General features: G+C 58.0%; 15 protein-coding genes. 3 read left to right on the top strand and 12 right to left on the bottom strand.

Annotated features, from left to right (window positions below):
• Positions 1 to 3: 3 nt before the first annotated feature.
• The 3 genes from fliP to fliR all read left to right on the top strand — a co-directional run bounded on the left by fliP (position 4) and on the right by fliR (position 1,931).
• Positions 4 to 771 (top strand): flagellar type III secretion system pore protein FliP, encoded by a 768-nt coding sequence (gene fliP, locus DUD43_RS06170; protein WP_228125911.1) that lies wholly within the window; start codon positions 4 to 6, stop codon positions 769 to 771.
• Between the two features lie 9 nt (positions 772 to 780).
• Positions 781 to 1,050, top strand: a complete 270-nt coding sequence (gene fliQ, locus DUD43_RS06165; protein ID WP_153229562.1) for a flagellar biosynthesis protein FliQ — start codon at positions 781 to 783, stop codon at positions 1,048 to 1,050.
• A gap of 95 nt (positions 1,051 to 1,145) precedes the next feature.
• Positions 1,146 to 1,931, top strand: coding sequence for a flagellar biosynthetic protein FliR (gene fliR, locus DUD43_RS06160; protein ID WP_153229561.1), 786 nt, complete (start codon positions 1,146 to 1,148; stop codon positions 1,929 to 1,931).
• On the opposite strand, the gene DUD43_RS06155 is transcribed toward fliR, so the two are convergent.
• The 12 genes from DUD43_RS06155 to flgF all read right to left on the bottom strand — a co-directional run bounded on the left by DUD43_RS06155 (position 1,928) and on the right by flgF (position 15,783).
• Entirely contained in the window at positions 1,928 to 2,617 is a 690-nt protein-coding gene (locus DUD43_RS06155; protein ID WP_153229560.1) for a PolC-type DNA polymerase III, read from the bottom strand. The genes fliR and DUD43_RS06155 overlap by 4 nt on opposite strands.
• Positions 2,614 to 4,524 carry a DUF294 nucleotidyltransferase-like domain-containing protein gene (locus DUD43_RS06150; RefSeq protein WP_153229559.1) on the bottom strand — a complete coding sequence of 637 codons (1,911 nt, stop codon included), beginning with the start codon at positions 4,522 to 4,524 and terminating at the stop codon, positions 2,614 to 2,616. The genes DUD43_RS06155 and DUD43_RS06150 overlap by 4 nt, the downstream gene beginning before the upstream one ends.
• 120 nt (positions 4,525 to 4,644) lie before the next feature.
• On the bottom strand, positions 4,645 to 6,351 hold the full coding sequence (locus tag DUD43_RS06145) for a methyl-accepting chemotaxis protein (protein WP_153229558.1): 1,707 nt from the start codon (positions 6,349 to 6,351) through the stop codon (positions 4,645 to 4,647).
• 21 nt (positions 6,352 to 6,372) lie between these two features.
• Positions 6,373 to 6,810 carry a hypothetical protein gene (locus tag DUD43_RS06140; protein WP_153229557.1) on the bottom strand — a complete coding sequence of 146 codons (438 nt, stop codon included), beginning with the start codon at positions 6,808 to 6,810 and terminating at the stop codon, positions 6,373 to 6,375.
• Complete coding sequence (locus DUD43_RS06135) at positions 6,810 to 8,234, bottom strand: methyl-accepting chemotaxis protein (protein ID WP_416202941.1); 1,425 nt, start codon at positions 8,232 to 8,234, stop codon at positions 6,810 to 6,812. Before DUD43_RS06135 ends, DUD43_RS06140 begins: the two co-directional genes overlap by 1 nt.
• A 67-nt stretch (positions 8,235 to 8,301) precedes the next feature.
• A complete protein-coding gene (gene flgL / locus DUD43_RS06130; protein ID WP_153229556.1) occupies positions 8,302 to 9,519 on the bottom strand; it encodes a flagellar hook-associated protein FlgL in 1,218 nt (405 codons plus the stop codon).
• Positions 9,520 to 9,554: 35 nt separating this feature from the next.
• Positions 9,555 to 11,270, bottom strand: a complete 1,716-nt coding sequence (flgK, locus tag DUD43_RS06125) for a flagellar hook-associated protein FlgK (protein WP_153229555.1) — start codon at positions 11,268 to 11,270, stop codon at positions 9,555 to 9,557.
• Positions 11,271 to 11,375: 105 nt separating this feature from the next.
• Positions 11,376 to 12,341: a flagellar assembly peptidoglycan hydrolase FlgJ gene (gene flgJ, locus DUD43_RS06120; protein WP_153229554.1), complete on the bottom strand. Its 966-nt coding sequence runs from the start codon at positions 12,339 to 12,341 to the stop codon at positions 11,376 to 11,378.
• Complete coding sequence (locus tag DUD43_RS06115) at positions 12,341 to 13,471, bottom strand: flagellar basal body P-ring protein FlgI (RefSeq protein ID WP_153229553.1); 1,131 nt, start codon at positions 13,469 to 13,471, stop codon at positions 12,341 to 12,343. Before DUD43_RS06115 ends, flgJ begins: the two co-directional genes overlap by 1 nt.
• Before the next feature lie 26 nt (positions 13,472 to 13,497).
• Complete coding sequence (locus tag DUD43_RS06110) at positions 13,498 to 14,184, bottom strand: flagellar basal body L-ring protein FlgH (protein ID WP_153229552.1); 687 nt, start codon at positions 14,182 to 14,184, stop codon at positions 13,498 to 13,500.
• A gap of 19 nt (positions 14,185 to 14,203) precedes the next feature.
• The gene (gene flgG, locus DUD43_RS06105) at positions 14,204 to 14,989 is read right to left on the bottom strand and encodes a flagellar basal-body rod protein FlgG (protein WP_021446824.1); all 786 of its coding nucleotides are present in this window, start codon (positions 14,987 to 14,989) and stop codon (positions 14,204 to 14,206) included.
• Between the two features lie 44 nt (positions 14,990 to 15,033).
• Positions 15,034 to 15,783, bottom strand: a complete 750-nt coding sequence (gene flgF, locus DUD43_RS06100) for a flagellar basal-body rod protein FlgF (protein ID WP_153229551.1) — start codon at positions 15,781 to 15,783, stop codon at positions 15,034 to 15,036.
• Positions 15,784 to 15,786 lie beyond the last annotated feature (3 nt).

Genomic DNA, 15,786 nt, shown 5'->3' with positions numbered 1-15,786 from the left:
ATCATGACCGCACTCCTCTCTCCCGCCCAGCGCATCGGCCTGGTGCTGCTTCTGGCCCTGATCAGCCTGCTCCTGCCTGCCGAGGCCTGGGCCCAGGCAGTTCCGGCCATTACCAGCACGGCAGGTCCGAACGGCTCGCAAACCTGGTCGCTCAGCATCCAGACGCTGGCCATGCTGACCATGATGTCCTTCCTGCCAGCAGCCTTGCTGATGATGACCGGCTTTACCCGCGTCATCATTGTGCTGGGCCTGCTGCGCAATGCCATGGGTACGGGTACGGCACCACCGAACACCGTGCTGGTGGGTCTGGCCCTGTTTCTGACTTTCTTTGTGATGTCGCCGGTGTTTGATCAGGTGTATCAGGACGCCTACAAGCCCTTGTCGGAAAACAAGATCAGCTTTGAGGCCGCACTGGAGCAAGGTGCCCAGCCCCTGAAAACCTTTATGCTGCACCAGACCCGCGAAGCGGACCTGAAACTGTTTGGCGATATGGCGGGCGTGGCGGAACTGGAATCCCCGGAAGATGTGCCCTTGCGCGTACTGGTGCCGGCTTTTGTGACCAGCGAGCTGAAAACCGCCTTCCAGATCGGCTTTACGATTTTCATCCCCTTTCTGATCATTGACCTGGTGATTGCCAGCGTCCTGATGTCCCTGGGGATGATGATGGTCCCGCCCGTGACCATTTCGCTGCCCTTCAAGCTCATGCTGTTTGTGCTGGCCGATGGCTGGCATCTGCTGCTGGGTTCCCTGGCTCGCAGCTTCTACCAATAAAGGACTGCCATGACTCCCGAAACCGTCATGTCCATGACCTATACCGCCCTGAAACTGGCCCTGTCCATGGCCGGTCCCATGCTGATTGTGGTGCTGGTAGTGGGTTTGGGCATCAGTATTTTTCAGGCGGCCACCCAGATCAACGAGATGACGCTGTCCTTCATCCCCAAGCTGCTGGCCATGGGCATTACGGTGGTGCTGCTGGGCCCCTGGTTGATCAACAATATGGTCGACTACATGCAAAGCCTCTTGCGTGGCATTCCCGGGCTGGTCAACTAAGACTGGCCACGGCAACAAGGAGCTTTCCGTGAGTACGCAAATCCGTGACTGGCAAAGCGCCCTGCCTTGCCCACTGAACAGGCCCTAGGCTTGCCGTGCTCGACCTGAACTCCGCCCAGCTCTATGCCTGGCTCAATGCCTTTCTGTGGCCCTTCATCCGTATTCTGGCTACGCTAGCCACCGTTCCCTTTTTCAGCGAGTCCGCCATCCCCAAGCGGGCCAAAGTGGGCCTGGGCTTTGTCCTGACGCTGATTGTCGCGCCCTCGCTGCCGCCCCTGCCCGATCTGCCCACGGCCTCTTACGATGCCCTGCTGATTGCCGCCCAACAAGTGTTCATCGGGGTCGCGCTGGGTTTGACCATGCGCATCGTGTTTGCAGCGGTACAGACGGCGGGCGAGTTTATCGGCCTGCAAATGGGTCTGTCCTTTGCTTCATTTTTTGACCCCGCTACCGGCGCGAATACAGCCGTGCTGTCGCGGCTGCTGAACGTGATTGCAGTGCTGACCTTTCTGGCCCTGAACGGCCACCTGCTCTTGCTGGGCGTGCTGGTGCGCACCTTCCATGTGCTGCCCATAGGCGCGGACTTGAACATCAATGGCTGGGGTGCCTTGCTGGATTGGAGCAGCGAACTGTGGGTGTCCGGCATGTTGCTGGCCTTGCCGCTGATTATTGTGCTGCTGACCATTAACCTGGCCTTCGGGATCTTGAACCGTACCGCCCAGCAATTGACGATTTTTGCCGTGGGTTTCCCGATCACCCTGACCATAGGCCTGACCTTGCTGACCGTGGTCATCCCTCAAACCACGCCCTTCCTGACCCAGCTGTTCAACTCCGGCTACGAAGCCATGATGCGGGTCGCTCTGGGGCTGGCAGGCTCTTAAAATGCGTGGGCCTGCCGCTGCTTGTGCGACTGCATCAAGCGCCGGGCCTGACCTATGGTCAAGACGCCCTTTTGCCGGGCGCGCCCAATCAATAGCTGCATCAACTGTGCACTGACCAGCGCATCACCCAAGGCATCATGGCGGTCGCTTACCGGCAGACCGCAGTACTTCAGGCAATCATCCAGACCCAGGCGACGGCCTCGCCATTCCGGCAGTACACAGGCGGCCAGCTCGGCCAGATCCAGCGCCAAAGGCCGCGACTGCTCCAGACCGGCCTGCGGCCAGGCCCGGTCCAGAAACGCCAAATCAAAATCAGCGTCCCAGGCCACCCATACCGTGTTTTCTGAATAGCGCGCAAAGTCCCGCATCAGCTGCGGCAAAGGCTCGCCCTCTTGCTGTTGCTGCGGACTGATCTCATGAATCAAGAGGCTGTCAGGGCTACGCTCGCCGTGGGTACGAACCAGACCGGACCAGATATTACCCAAGGCAATCGAGCCGTTTTCCAGTCGCACAGCGCCCATCTGCACAATATGGTGGCGCTTGGGTTCCAGACCACTGGTTTCCAGATCCAGCACGGTAAACGCCGCTTCGTCCAAAGCCAGCTCATCCACCCCGCTCCAGGACAAGGAGGGGCTGCGTGCAGCGAAAGAGGCTCGACGCCAGGGTAGCCAGGAAAGCAGTTTCATAAGCGATACCGGAAAGCCAGAATACGTTGCGCACGACGCACTTGCGACAAGGCCTCACGCAACACACGTGCATCCAGTGCTCCCAAGCCACTCAAACGCACCAGATTATTGGGCTCCTGCCCTTCTTGCAGCTGGGTTTGATGATGCTGCAAGCGCAGCAATTGCAGATAGCGGTAGGCCTCGCACAAGCCTTCTGATTCCTCCGCCGTAAAGACACCACGCTGGGTCAGCACGGCCAGCCTGTCCATGGAAGAAGGCAGCTCGCAGCCATGTGCCAGCGCCAGTACACGCAGCACATCAACCATGGGGGCCAGGGCTTGTTTCTTGATATCCAGCTTGTCATCGCCCTGCCCCATCAAGGCTTCCAGGCGACTGCGCTTTTTACCGCTGGGAATACGGGTCTGACAGGTACTTTGGGCCAGCATGCGCTGGAACACATGGTTATCGTTCACCATGCCCAGCACGCGACGCTGCATGCGTTGCAGCATACTGCTCTGGCCCCAGATGGCGCGGCAATCAAAGTAGATCGTGGACTCCAGCAATTGTTCCGGCGCAGGCCGTTCAATCATGATCTGGAAGCGATGCAGCCATTCGGCTTCGGACAGACAGAGATCCGGATTGCTGGCCATGATATTGCCGGTACACCAGGCCATGCCGCAGCGGTCCAGGGCCTCGTTCACCCGACGGGCAAAAGGCAGAAGCAAGGCCCGGTAGGCTTTGGCCTGTTCGTGCGAATGGGCGGCAAACAAAATTCCATTGTCCTGATCGGTATGGCGGGTTTGCTCGCCACGGGCCTGGCTGCCAAAGGCCAGCCAGCAGAACTCGATGCCGTCCAGCCCGGAGCCGGGCAAGGTCAATTCAATCGTGCGCTGAACCGTGTGGTCGTTCAAACGCGTAATCACGGCGGTCAGTTGTTCAGAACGCGCACCGTGGGCCAGCATGGCATCCACCAGCCGCCCGATATCCGCCTGCAAGCGCACCAGCACGGACACATCCTGGGCGCAGCGCAAGGCACGCGACAAGTGCACCAGATCCACGCGCTGCAAGGAGAACACATCGCGCTCGGACACCATGCCCACGACTTTATGGTCTTGAACCAGACAGATATGGCCGATCTGATGCTCCACCATCAGCAAGGCGGCATCAAAGGCCGAGGATTGTGGCGCCAGCCAGACCGGGTCCGGTGTCATGACTTGGAACATGGCCTGGGTCGGGTCGTATTGGCCGCCCGCCACCAGACGGCGCAAGTCTCGCAAGGTAAAGATGCCCAGCAAATGCTGATCCGGATTGACCACCACCATGCTGCTGACCTGACGCTCGTGCATGTCTTTCACCGCCTGCTCGACCGGACAATCCGGCAAACAGCTGAGCAAACCACGCTCCGTCAACGCCTGCAGACTCATGTCCAGCGTATAGCTGGCCCCCAGGTCGGCACTGGCGCTTTTCTGGGCACTACGCCAGACCGAGGCCAGCAGGCTGCTGGTACCGCGCAGGCAGTAATCCCGAAATGGCTCGCTAATAGTCAGCAGATGGGCAACAGCTTCACCGGCCACGCACAAGGTAAAGCAGTCTTCCTGCACCTGGTAGGCGCTGTCCAAAGCCTGGCCCGAGACCAGTTCACGCACGGGCAGAAGGTCCCCTTCCACATATTCATGCGTTTCACCGTGTTCCTGGCTGGATATTTGGCCCTGGCGAACAATGTAGAGCTGGTCCACACGCGCGCCTTCTTCCAACAGCACCTGTCCGGCTGAAAAAAAACGTAGCTCGCTATGTTCAATCAGGTAATCACAGTGCTGCGCCTGCATCTGATCAAAAGGCGGGTAAGCAATCAACCAGGCCAAGATGCCGGGCGCCTTTTGGCGCACCGCCGTCTTGGCCACGGATTCACCGGGAATCGCGAAGGACATGGGCGTCTCTGCTGGCTATTAAGCAAAGAATTATTGTGCCATGCAGCATGACCCTCGCGGACCCTGTTTTTCTAGGGGATTTCAACTATAGGCATGCGCCTGTTTTTCCCCTCAAAGCGCTTAACGCAAACGATCGTAGTCGCGCTCGGCCATGTCGATGACATCGCCTTCCTGAACCTTGAACTGGGACACGGCCTCAGCCAGGGTCTCGGATTGGGACTGCAAGGAGCCTGCGGCAGCGGCTGCTTCTTCCACCAGTGATGCGTTTTGCTGCACCACAGCATCCATTTGAGCCACAGCGGTATTGATCTGCTCGATACCCGCGGTTTGCTCCTGGGAGGCGGAGGAAATTTCGCTCATCAAGGTGGTCACGCTATTCACGGCACGCACCACTTCCTGAATAATGTCGCCCGCGCTGGCCACTTGCTGTGTACCGGTCTGGACTTCATTTTGCGAGGCTTCGATCAGGCCCTTGATTTCCTTGGCCGCTTGCGCGCTGCGTTGTGCCAGACTGCGCACTTCACCCGCCACCACCGCGAAGCCCTTGCCCTGCTCACCGGCACGGGCGGCTTCCACGGCCGCGTTCAAGGCCAGAATATTGGTTTGGAAGGCAATACCGTCAATCACGTTGACGATATCAGCCACCTGTCCGGAACGGGCAGAAATCTGGTTCATGGTGTTGACCACGGCACCGACCGACTCCCCACCCTGGCGAGCAACCTTGGCGGCGTTATGCGCCAGCTGGTCTGCCTGACTAGCATTGTCCGCGTTCTGGCGCACCGTGCTGGCCAACTCTTCCAGACTGGCCGCCGTTTCCTGCAAGGCCGCAGCTTGTTGTTCAGTACGAGAGCTCAGGTCGGTATTGCCCGCAAAAATCTGCGAGGAGCCCGAGGCAATCTCGTCCACACCTTGGCGCACGGTCAGCACAATACCTTGCAGGCTTTGCTGCATGCGGCGCATGGCGTCATACAAAACACCCACTTCATTGGCCGAACGGTAGGTAATCTTCTTGGTCAGATCGCCATTGGCAATATGGTCAAAGTGCACACCGGCTTCACGCAGGGGAGCCAAAGCGGTACGACCCAGCACCAGACGCAGCGCCACAATAATGGCCAAGCCAATCAGCAAGCCCAGACCAATCACGCTATTGGCCACGCTGGTCTGCAATTCAGATTGTTCCAGCAAGATATCGGTCTGGTCGTTGTAATACTTGCTCAGCTCTTCAATACGGAACTGGAAGGTAGCAGCACGCAGCACGCCAAAGCCTTCGCTGACGAAGTAAAAGGTGCTGTAGTCACGGGTTTCCAAGGCCTGAACCATGGGCTCGATACCATCGTCCAGATAAGCCTGGTAGGAAGCGACCAGCCCCATGGCCAGACGACGCAATTCCGGCTCGGTCGGCATATTGGCACGAATATCCGCAAAGGCCTTGCGTACCTCATCCAGCTTTTGAGTCGCCATGATCACGGCGTTATCAGCGCTTTGCACCAGATTCGGATCGTTATCAATACCGGCTTCCTGGTAAAAACGCGCGGCGCCCATCAGGCTGATGCGGGCTTCCATCATATTGTTGTTCAGCTGCAGAATCTGCACCGAACGATCCGCCTGGCGATTGATGGTACGCAGCGCATCGCCGCTTTGCTGCAGATAGTAAGCCGCCAGGCCACCCACGGCCACAATCAGGACCATGAACAAGCCCATGCAGATCATCAGCATGGTGCTGATCTTCAGGCCCGAAGCGGACTTCAGACTGGGGCGAAAAGATTTGGAGGAACGACGTTTAGAAGCGCGGGACGCGGACGGAAGACTGCTTTCAATACCCAGCATTTGCTAAATCCAAAGAAAACTCTAGTGGCTGACCGGCAAGATGGTGATCATGTCCGTGCCAGGGTGCTCAATCGTGACCGAGCCTGTCGTGGTACTACGCGCTTGCTCGCGATACATGGAAGGAATATGACTGCGTTTGACCACTTGCTGGAAACGCCCCTGGGCATCGAATTGAAGCCACAGTTCCTGTCGAAAATAGACCGCATCTGTTGCCAGGGTTGTGCCCTGGAACCATACAGCCATTTCACTGCCATCGAGCTGCCGGTAGACCTGATGAGGACGACCTTGCAAGGACAGCTCGGCATCGGCACGAGTACTTTGGCCAAGGATCAGATCATTCAACCCCGAAGCCTTGAAAGAGGAACCCTGGGTGGCACACGCAGCCAGGGTTAGCAAGCACAAGCCTATCAGCGTCTTACGTCCCAGCCCGACCCAGGTATTCAGTCGGGTGCGAGACATTAAAACTCCTCCCAATCATCATCCGAAGCGGCGCTGCTGCTCTTGCTCAGGTCCGGGCGCAGCAGGCGCTGGCTATCGTCCTGGGCAGCGCTGGCCTTGGCAGCCGGTGCTGCTTTGGCAGGCGCCGACAAGCCTTTCGTGGAGTGGCTGGCTTTGGCGGCCGCGGCACTGCCGTTCAAGGCGGGGCTGCGACGTTGTTCTGTTTCGGGGGAAGCGGCAGCCACACTGCGGCGGTTGGCCACACGGCGCGCGCTGACATCAATCACTTCCGTACCGGGCGAACGGAAGAAGGCGATGGCCTGGTTGACCTTGGTCACCTGCTCGCTCAGGCCGGAGGACGCCAGAGCGGCCTGCTCCACCAGACGGGCGTTGTACTGGGTTGTTTCATCCATTTGCGAGACCGCGCGGTTCACCTGATCAATCCCGGAGGACTGTTCAATGGTGGCAGCGGTAATCTCACCCATGATGTCGGTTACGCGACGCACGGAGTCCACAATTTCCTGCATGGTGGCACCGGCACGTTCCACTTGCGAGGAGCCTTCCGTCACTTTGCGCACCGAGTCTTCAATCAAAGCGGTAATTTCACGGGCGGCCTGGGCACTGCGCTGAGCCAGAGCTCGCACTTCAGCGGCCACCACGGCAAAACCCTTGCCCTGCTCACCGGCACGCGCCGCTTCCACAGCCGCGTTCAGAGCCAGAATATTGGTCTGGAAAGCGATGCTGTCGATCACGCCCACAATGTCGGAAATCTTGTTGGAGCTGGCCGAAATGCCTTGCATGGTTGCCACCACTTCATTGACAGCACTGCCGCCACGATGGGCCACATCCGATGCGGTTGCAGCCAGTTGGTTGGCTTGCTGGGCATTGTCCGCGTTCTGGCGAACGGTGCCGGCCAACTGCTCCATGCTGGCAGCGGTCTGCTGCAAGGAAGCGGCCTGCTCTTCGGTACGGCTGCTGATATTAGTATTGCCCTGGGCAATTTCCTGCGCACCGGCGTGGATCTCTTCCAGGCCCAAACGCACCGTGGTGGTGGTCTTGACCAGGGATTCCTGCATACGACCCAGCGACTCGAACAGATCACCGATTTCATTGGCGGTCAGCACGCGGATACGTTGAGTCAGATCGCCCTTGGCAATCGCATCAAAATACGCGGCAAAGTCGCCCAAAGGACGCACCACACGACGGAAGAAGTAGCTGATAGCGGCCAGGCCCAGCAGCACGGCCAGCACCAGCACAACGGTCAGAACGATATTGAACATGCTCTGCTGCTCTTGCAGAGTGCGCAATACCTTATCGCCCGAGCCCAAGGCCAGCAGGCCATGAAAGTAATACAGCGCCCAGCCTGCCATGGCCACTGTCAATGCCATCAGAGCAGCAATACAAAAGGTCATGCCGACCTTTAGACTCAAATTCTTAAAAAGCATAGAAGATTCCCGCACGTGGTGCTTGACTGCCGGTTAAGGAAAAACCACCCAAAAAAGGAACGCAGACTTAGCGATTCATATTGAACAAACTCATGCTCTGAATCGTCTGGAACGCCATGGCCGACATTTCCAGCGCGGCCTTGCGCAACTGCAACTGAGTAGACGCATCAAAAGGGTTCAGATCTTCCAGACGCGAGAGCTCATTGGTGTAGTTCAGGGCACGAGCCGCGCCGTTGGCGCTCAAGGCATCAATTTCGTTCATGCGCGTACCTACCGAGGAAATCACGGTCTGCACGTTATCGAAGTTTTCTCCGATACGCTGCATGGCCGAGTTCATCGCGTTGCGGAACTCGGCCTGAGCAGCGGGGTCGCCGCTGACGGGTTTGCGCAGGGCTTCAACCACCGACTGCAAGGTGTTGAACATATTCATGTCAGCCGAGCTGGTGCTGTCCACCGAGCTGACCTCGAAGCTGTCACCCACGGCGGGCTTGCCTTCGATCTGAACGCTGACGCCACCGGGCAGATTGATACGCTGACGCTCGTTCTCATCCAGTACGCCCTGGCTGACAACCGTGCCATTCACTTCAATGTCGTACTCGGTTTCGGAGGTAAAGCGGATGGTGTAATTCGCTTCAGCACCGGCCAAAGAGGAGTTGCCATTGGGCGCGCTGACCACAGCGGAGCCCGTATTGGCATTGGCCTGTGTGAAATAGGCGGTCGAGCCCGGATTGGCACGCTCGAAAATGGTGCGGCCATGATCGGCCGAATCCATTTGACGGGTTTGCTCAACCTGGATATCACGGCTATTGGTATCGCCCGTATAGCTGTAGGTATTGCCGGTGCGCTCAAAGGCCTGTGTCGTGCCTTTGGCCCCGGAGAACAGGTACTGGCCCGAACCATCCTTGGTATTAGCAAAGCCAAACAAGGTATCCAGCGCACTTTCCATCACCGTGGCCAGGGTGCTGCGGTCCGCATCGGACATGGTGCCGGTAGAGGCTTCCACCAGACGGGTCTGCACGCTTTGCAACTGCAGGTTGACGGCGTTGAGCAGGTTTTCTTCTTCACCCAGAGCACGCATGGCCACTTCACGGTTTTCACCGTAGCGCTTGTCCATGGCCTGGGACTGGGCCAGGTTAATGGTCTGAGCCGAAGCCAGCGGATCATCCGAAGGGGTGATCAAACGCTTTTGCGTGCTCATCTGCTGAAAAACCCGCATCAGATCAGACTGCTGCTTGTTGATCGAGTTCAGGCCCGTCTGAAAGAAAAGAGAAGAACTAATACGCATAGCAAGGTTCCAATTTCAAGACTAAAGAGCCGTACTCAACTACGCAGGCCTAAAAGGGTGTCAAACATCTGGGAGCTGACATCAATCAGGCGGGCTGCCGCCTGATACTGCTCCTGATAACGCTGAAGCATGATGTATTCCTCGTCCTTGTTCACGCCGGACAAGGTTTGCTGAGCGGCATAGTTTTGCTCGATCAGCTTTAACTGGGCTTTGGCTGCCGTGCCGTTTTGCTGCGTTTGCACCGCAATACGGTTCACGATCTGACCAAAAGAATCATTCAGGCTCAAAGAACCGTCGGCCAGCACTTTGGTATTGCGCAGGTCCGCCAGTTTCTGGGCAATGGCACCGTTAGCCGAACCGGTGTCTTTGTCAGCTGCAGCAATATCCTGCGGACGCTTGATCTCTACCTGCAAGCTGCTACCTGCATTGACGGTGGGTTGCAGCAACCAGGAGTCGCCATCCTGGGATTTGGTTTTCAGGCTGGAGACATCAATTTCCAGACCATCTACACGCGTAATGCCGCCGTTCTTGTCCGGACCGTTCAAGGGGGTGACGTCATTGCTGCTCAGGTTACGCAGCTGGAAGCGGCCATCCACACGCTCGATGCGGTAGTTGTCGCCCGTCAGCTTGTCGACTGGCTGGGTGTAACCCTTGCTGGGATCAGCCGGATCAACGGGGTCTTTGTAAAAAGACACACCAGGAACACCGCTGCTGACCGGGTTATTGCCATTGGCGGTCACTTTCGGGCCGCTGACGCTGAACATATCTTTGCCAGCGTCACCCTTCAGGTCCGTACCTTGACGATGAATGTCGTTCACAGTGTGAGCCAGGCCCACTGCCAAACGGCCCAGCGCATTGATCGCAGGCTCCAGACTTTCCTGACGGAACTGCAGCAGGCCACCCAAGGTGCCACCTTTAATGGCCCCTTCACGGAACTCGGACACCACCATCTTGCCGTCCACATTCAGGGCAGAGGTAAAGCCGACCACCATACGCTCGGGATTCTCAGCCGAGCGCACGGCATGCAAGGGGTAAACACGTTCGCCACCCAGCAACATCTGTCCGCCCGCTGTGGTGATGCTCATCCGACCATCTTGCTCGACGGTACGTACATCAATCAGTTGACCCAGCTCGGCCACCAGTTGTTCACGCTGGTCCAGCAAGTCATTGGGCTCGTGACCGGGCGTGGTGCCTTTGGCGGTGACGATCTGTTTGTTGACGTTATCGATACGTTCCAGATAGCTGTTGATCTGGGTAACGGCGGTGCCCACCTGGGTATTGATGTTCTCGTTGACGCGGTTCATGTAGGACGTCGCGTCACGAATCTGGGTAGCCAGACTTTCAGCACGGCCCAGCAGTTCCTGGCGAGCCGAAGGATCAGCAGGCTGCGATGCCACGGCTTCCAGACCATTGAAGAAATTTTGCAAAGCGGGGCTGATGCCAACCGTGCGGTCCGAGAACAGATTGTCCAGCTGGGCAATTTCCGTACCGTAGCTGACCAGAGCCGCGCCAGCCGTTTGCGAGCGCACCAGTTGCTGATACAGAAAGTTGTCGTAGGAGCGCTGCACGGTGACCACCTGCACGCCACGGCCGTAATAGCCACTGCCGCTTCCAACCGAACCAGCCGTCTCAACCAGGACCGATTGGCGGTTATAGCCAGCGGTATCAATATTATTAAGATTGTGGCCCGTCACCTGCATGCGCTTTTGAGCGGCAAACAAGCCGGTAATACCAAGGTTGGCGAGATTCATATCAAATCCTTTCTGTCCTGCCCGGCCCGTAGTGTCCAAGGCGAAAAATGAACATGCTGCTTTTTAACGACCACCTTGGTGCAATATTTAGACCTGTATCAATAATTAAGACTTGCCGCCATCAAAGTAGGCCATGATGGAGATCAGTTTTTTGGCGTAGGAGGGGTCAGTGGCGTAGCCCGCATCCTGAATACGCTGCGCTGCTTCTTGAGGCGAAGCCGCTTGTTTTACGCTTTCATAGCGTTTGTTATTACCGATCAGGCGCGCATAGTCCGCAAACGACTCGGCATAGGAGTCATAAGCACGGAAGGTCTGCGTCATTTTGCGCGCCACGCCGTTCTGATATTCCGTCGTCATGACTTCCACCGTCTTGCCCTTCCAGGACGGGGTGGCCTTGATACCAAACAGGTTGTGGCTGGTGGAGCCATCCGCGTGCATGATTTCACGCTTGCCCCAGCCTGACTCCAGCGCCGCCTGACTCAAGATCAGCTTGGCGGGTACACCACTGTCTTCGGCGGCCACTTTTGCGGCCGTGTTCATGCGGTCCACAAACTGGCGAATATGGTTGGGCGCGCCCTGAATCGAGGAGTACACGCGCTGCACGGTGTTGTTATTGCTGAGCTTGTCGATCAGCTCGGCAATGGAGGCCGCATCAATGGAACGGTCATTGGGCATGCGCGAACGCAGATCCGCACGGCGTGAATGTGCCGCTTCCGGGTCGTAGGACGCAGCACCAAAAGGCTCGCTGTCCTGCCCGCTCATCTGCGCTTGCAAGGCTTTGGCCAGGCCAATGCCAGGGTCAGCCAATTGCATGGCCAGTTGCTCATCACCCAGGCTTTGCGCCATGCGCACCGACTGCGTATCAAACATGCCACCTTCGGGATTGGCGGCCCGCGCCTGCTTCAAAATATTCTGAATGAACAGGGATTCGAACTGACGAGCCACTTGCAGCTGGGTGGCCTGATTCTGGCCGTCCTGCCCGGCTTGCCGACGCAGTTGAGCCAGTTGTTGCGGGTCAAAAATCGAAACCTGTGTTCCCGATCCTGGAGGTGGGAAGTACTGCACACTCATTAGATGATCTCCAAATCAGCCCGCAAAGCGCCCGCGCTTTTCAGGTTCTGCAAAATGGACAACAAGTCTTGAGGGGTGGCACCCAAGGCATTCAAGGCGCGGACCACATCGGCCAGATTGGCACTGGTCTTGACGCGTTGCAGGGAGCCGCTATCACTGCGCATTTCAATCTGGGTGCTGTCAGCCACCACGGTCTGACCACCACCAAACGGTGTATCCGGCTGACTGACTTGCGGTTGACGGCTGATGACCACAGACAGATTGCCGTAGGCAATGGCGGCTTCATCAATCGTTACCGTGCGGTTCATGACCACCGAGCCGGTACGAGCATTGATCACCACACGAGCACGTGCCGGTGGCAGATTCACTTGCAGGTTTTCAACATGCGAAATAAAGGCGGTTTGAGCCTGCGGGTCCAAAGGACCGCGCACCTGAATCAAACGGCCATCCAGCGCCGTTGCGGTGGAAGGACCAAACTGCTTGTTCAAGGCCGCCACCACGTTCTGGGCTGTACCGAAATCCGAGGAATTCATTTCCAGATTGATCACGCCGTCCCGGGCGTAGGTCGTGGGCACACTTTGCTCGACCGTTGCGCCGCCAGGAATCGTGCCGCCATTAAGCTGGTTGACCTGTACGCTGGAACCACCCGCTTCGGCCCCTGCCCCACCCACCAGCAAGTTGCCTTGGGCAATGGCGTAGACCTGACCGTTAGCGCCTTTCAGCGGTGTCATCAGCAAGGTGCCGCCACGCAGACTCTTGGCATTACCCATGGAGGACACGACCACATCCACGCCCTGGCCCGGACGGGCAAAGGCAGGCAAACGGGCCGTCACCATCACGGCCGCCACGTTCTTGAGCTGCATATTGCTGCCCTGGGGAATCGTCACCCCCAGCTGGGACAGCATATTGGTCAGACTTTGCTGGGTGAACGGAGCCTGACGCACCTGGTCACCGCTGCCATCCAGACCCACGACCAGGCCGTAGCCGATCAGCGGGTTGTCACGCACGCCCTGAATGGATGCCAGATCCTTGATACGCTCGGCCTGACTGGCCGGAGCCAGCAACAGGCCCGCCGCCAGCATGGCTGCTTGCAGCACATGGCGATAAGAAGAAAAACGAGTACGACTCATGGAAAACGCCATAACAAGCAAAAGGCTCAGAACGGAGAAATATTCAGGAAAAAACGCTGTAGCCAACCCATGGTCTGGACTTCGTCCATAACCCCTTTGCTACGAAACTCGATGCGGGCATCGGCCACCTGGGTGGAGGACACCGTATTGCTGCCAGTAATGGAACGCGGGTCCACCACACCGGAGAAGCGAATGTGCTCGCTGCCACGGTTAATGGCGATCTGCTTTTCACCGGCCACCTGCAAGTTGCCATTGGGTAACACGCCGACCACCGTTGTTGTCAAAGTGCCGCTGAAGGTATTGTCGGCACGGCTGGAACCCTTGCCCTGGGCCTTGTTCGCGCCGCTGACTTCAAAGTTCTGCTTGCTGCCCACTTCGTTCGGCAGAAAGGCCGGGACGCCCGTAAAGTCCAGGCCACCGCTGCCTGTCCGATCCGTATTGGTCGAGACGTTCTTGGCCGCGTTGGTGCGTTCCTGGATCATGATCGTGACAATGTCGCCCACATTACGTGGCCGTCTGTCTTCAAACAGCGGATAGTTGCCGTAAGCCGAGGGCTGGTAGATAGAGCCATTGGCCACCACGGCTGCAGGCACCGCCGGTGGCGGGGCCGCCGTCAGGGGGCCGGTTACCACATCTTCAGGGGGCACCAGCGCACAACCGGACAGGATCACCAGCGCGCACAAGGCAAGACGGCTCATCAGAGCTTGGAACATTGTCACGATCTCTTTAGATTTAAAGCTGTGTCAGGCGAGCCAGCATCTGGTCAGCCGTGGAAACGGCCTTGCTGTTGATTTCGTAGGCGCGCTGGGTGCTGATCATATTGACCAGTTCCTCGGCCACGTTGACGTTGGAGGTTTCGTTGTACTTGTGCATGACCAGACCTGCACCGTCCATGCCGGGTTGCAGGAAGTTGGCGGCACCCGAAGCATCGGTTTCGATGTACAGGTTCTCGCCCATGCTTTGCAGGCCGGCCGGATTCACGAAGGTGCTCAGTTGCAACTGGCCCACTTCCACACTCGTACCGGCTGCACCAGGCTGAGTCACCGACACGGTGCCATCACGGCCAATCGTCAGTTCCAGCGCGTTATCAGGAATATTGATGGGAGGCTGAATGGGGTAACCGCCAGCAGTCACCAGCTGACCATTCTGGTCACGCTGCAAGCTACCGTCGCGTGTGTAGGCAAACGTGCCGTCCGGCATTTCCACTTGCAGGAAACCGCTGCCCTGAATGGCGATGTCCATATTGTGGCCCGTGTGCTTCATGTCACCTTGGGTATGGATACGCTCGGTCGCCACGGTGCGCACACCGGTACCAACCTGCAAGCCGGTAGGCAGCTGGTTGGCGGCACCGACTTGAGCGCCGGGCTGACGGATGGTTTGGTACATCAGGTCTTCAAACACCGCACGGGTACGTTTGAAGCCGGTGGTATTCACGTTGGCCAAGTTATTGGAGATAACGTCCATATTGGTCTGCTGGGCTTCCAGACCGGTCTTGGCAATCCACAGAGAGCGAATCATGTGTGTGTAATCCTTGAAGCTAATGCCGGCGCTATGGGCGCGGCTTAGCCATTAAATGAAAGTAGAGAATTGGCCCGATCTTCGCGTGCGCTGGCGTCCTGGATGACCTTCATCTGGGTTTCAAAGCGACGCGCATTGGCAATCATGGCCACCATCGCTTCAGCCGGGTTCACGTTGCTTTTCTCGATAAAGCCGGAAACCATGCGCACCGAAGGATCAACCGGGGCTGGCGCTCCATTACTCATGCGAAACAAACCATCCTGACCGCGCAGCAAATCGGCGGAGGGAGGATTGACCATCTTCAACTGACCCATCACCTGGATGTCGCGCGGGTTGTCCCCCGCTCCCAGCGCGGTCAACTGACCGTCGCTGGAGAAGGTGATCGAACCGCGATCCGGGATTTCAATGGCCTGACCATCCGCACTCAGCACGGGCAAGCCACCTTGTGTCACCAGCTGGTTCTGGGCGTTGACCACCAGATCGCCTGCCCGCGTATAGGCTTCCTGGCCATCCAGCGCACGGACGGCAAACCAGCCCTCGCCCGCAATGGCCACATCCAGCGCGTTGCCGGTCTCGGCCATGGCACCGGGCTGAAAACGGCTGCCCGGTGTCACCGTGGCCGTACCGACGCGGGTTTGCGAGCCCACATCACTAGTGACAGGCACAGAACGGTAATACGCCAACTGCTGGCGAAAACCGGACGTGTTCACGTTGGCCAGGTTGTTGGTAATGACGTCTTGTTGCTCCAGCGTGCGCTGGGCGCCATTCATGGCGGTATAAATCAGGCGATCCATGAC

Source organism: Alcaligenes faecalis (genome assembly GCF_009497775.1).
Classification (GTDB): domain Bacteria; phylum Pseudomonadota; class Gammaproteobacteria; order Burkholderiales; family Burkholderiaceae_B; genus Alcaligenes; species Alcaligenes faecalis_D.
This window is presented reverse-complemented; position numbering and strand designations above follow the sequence as displayed.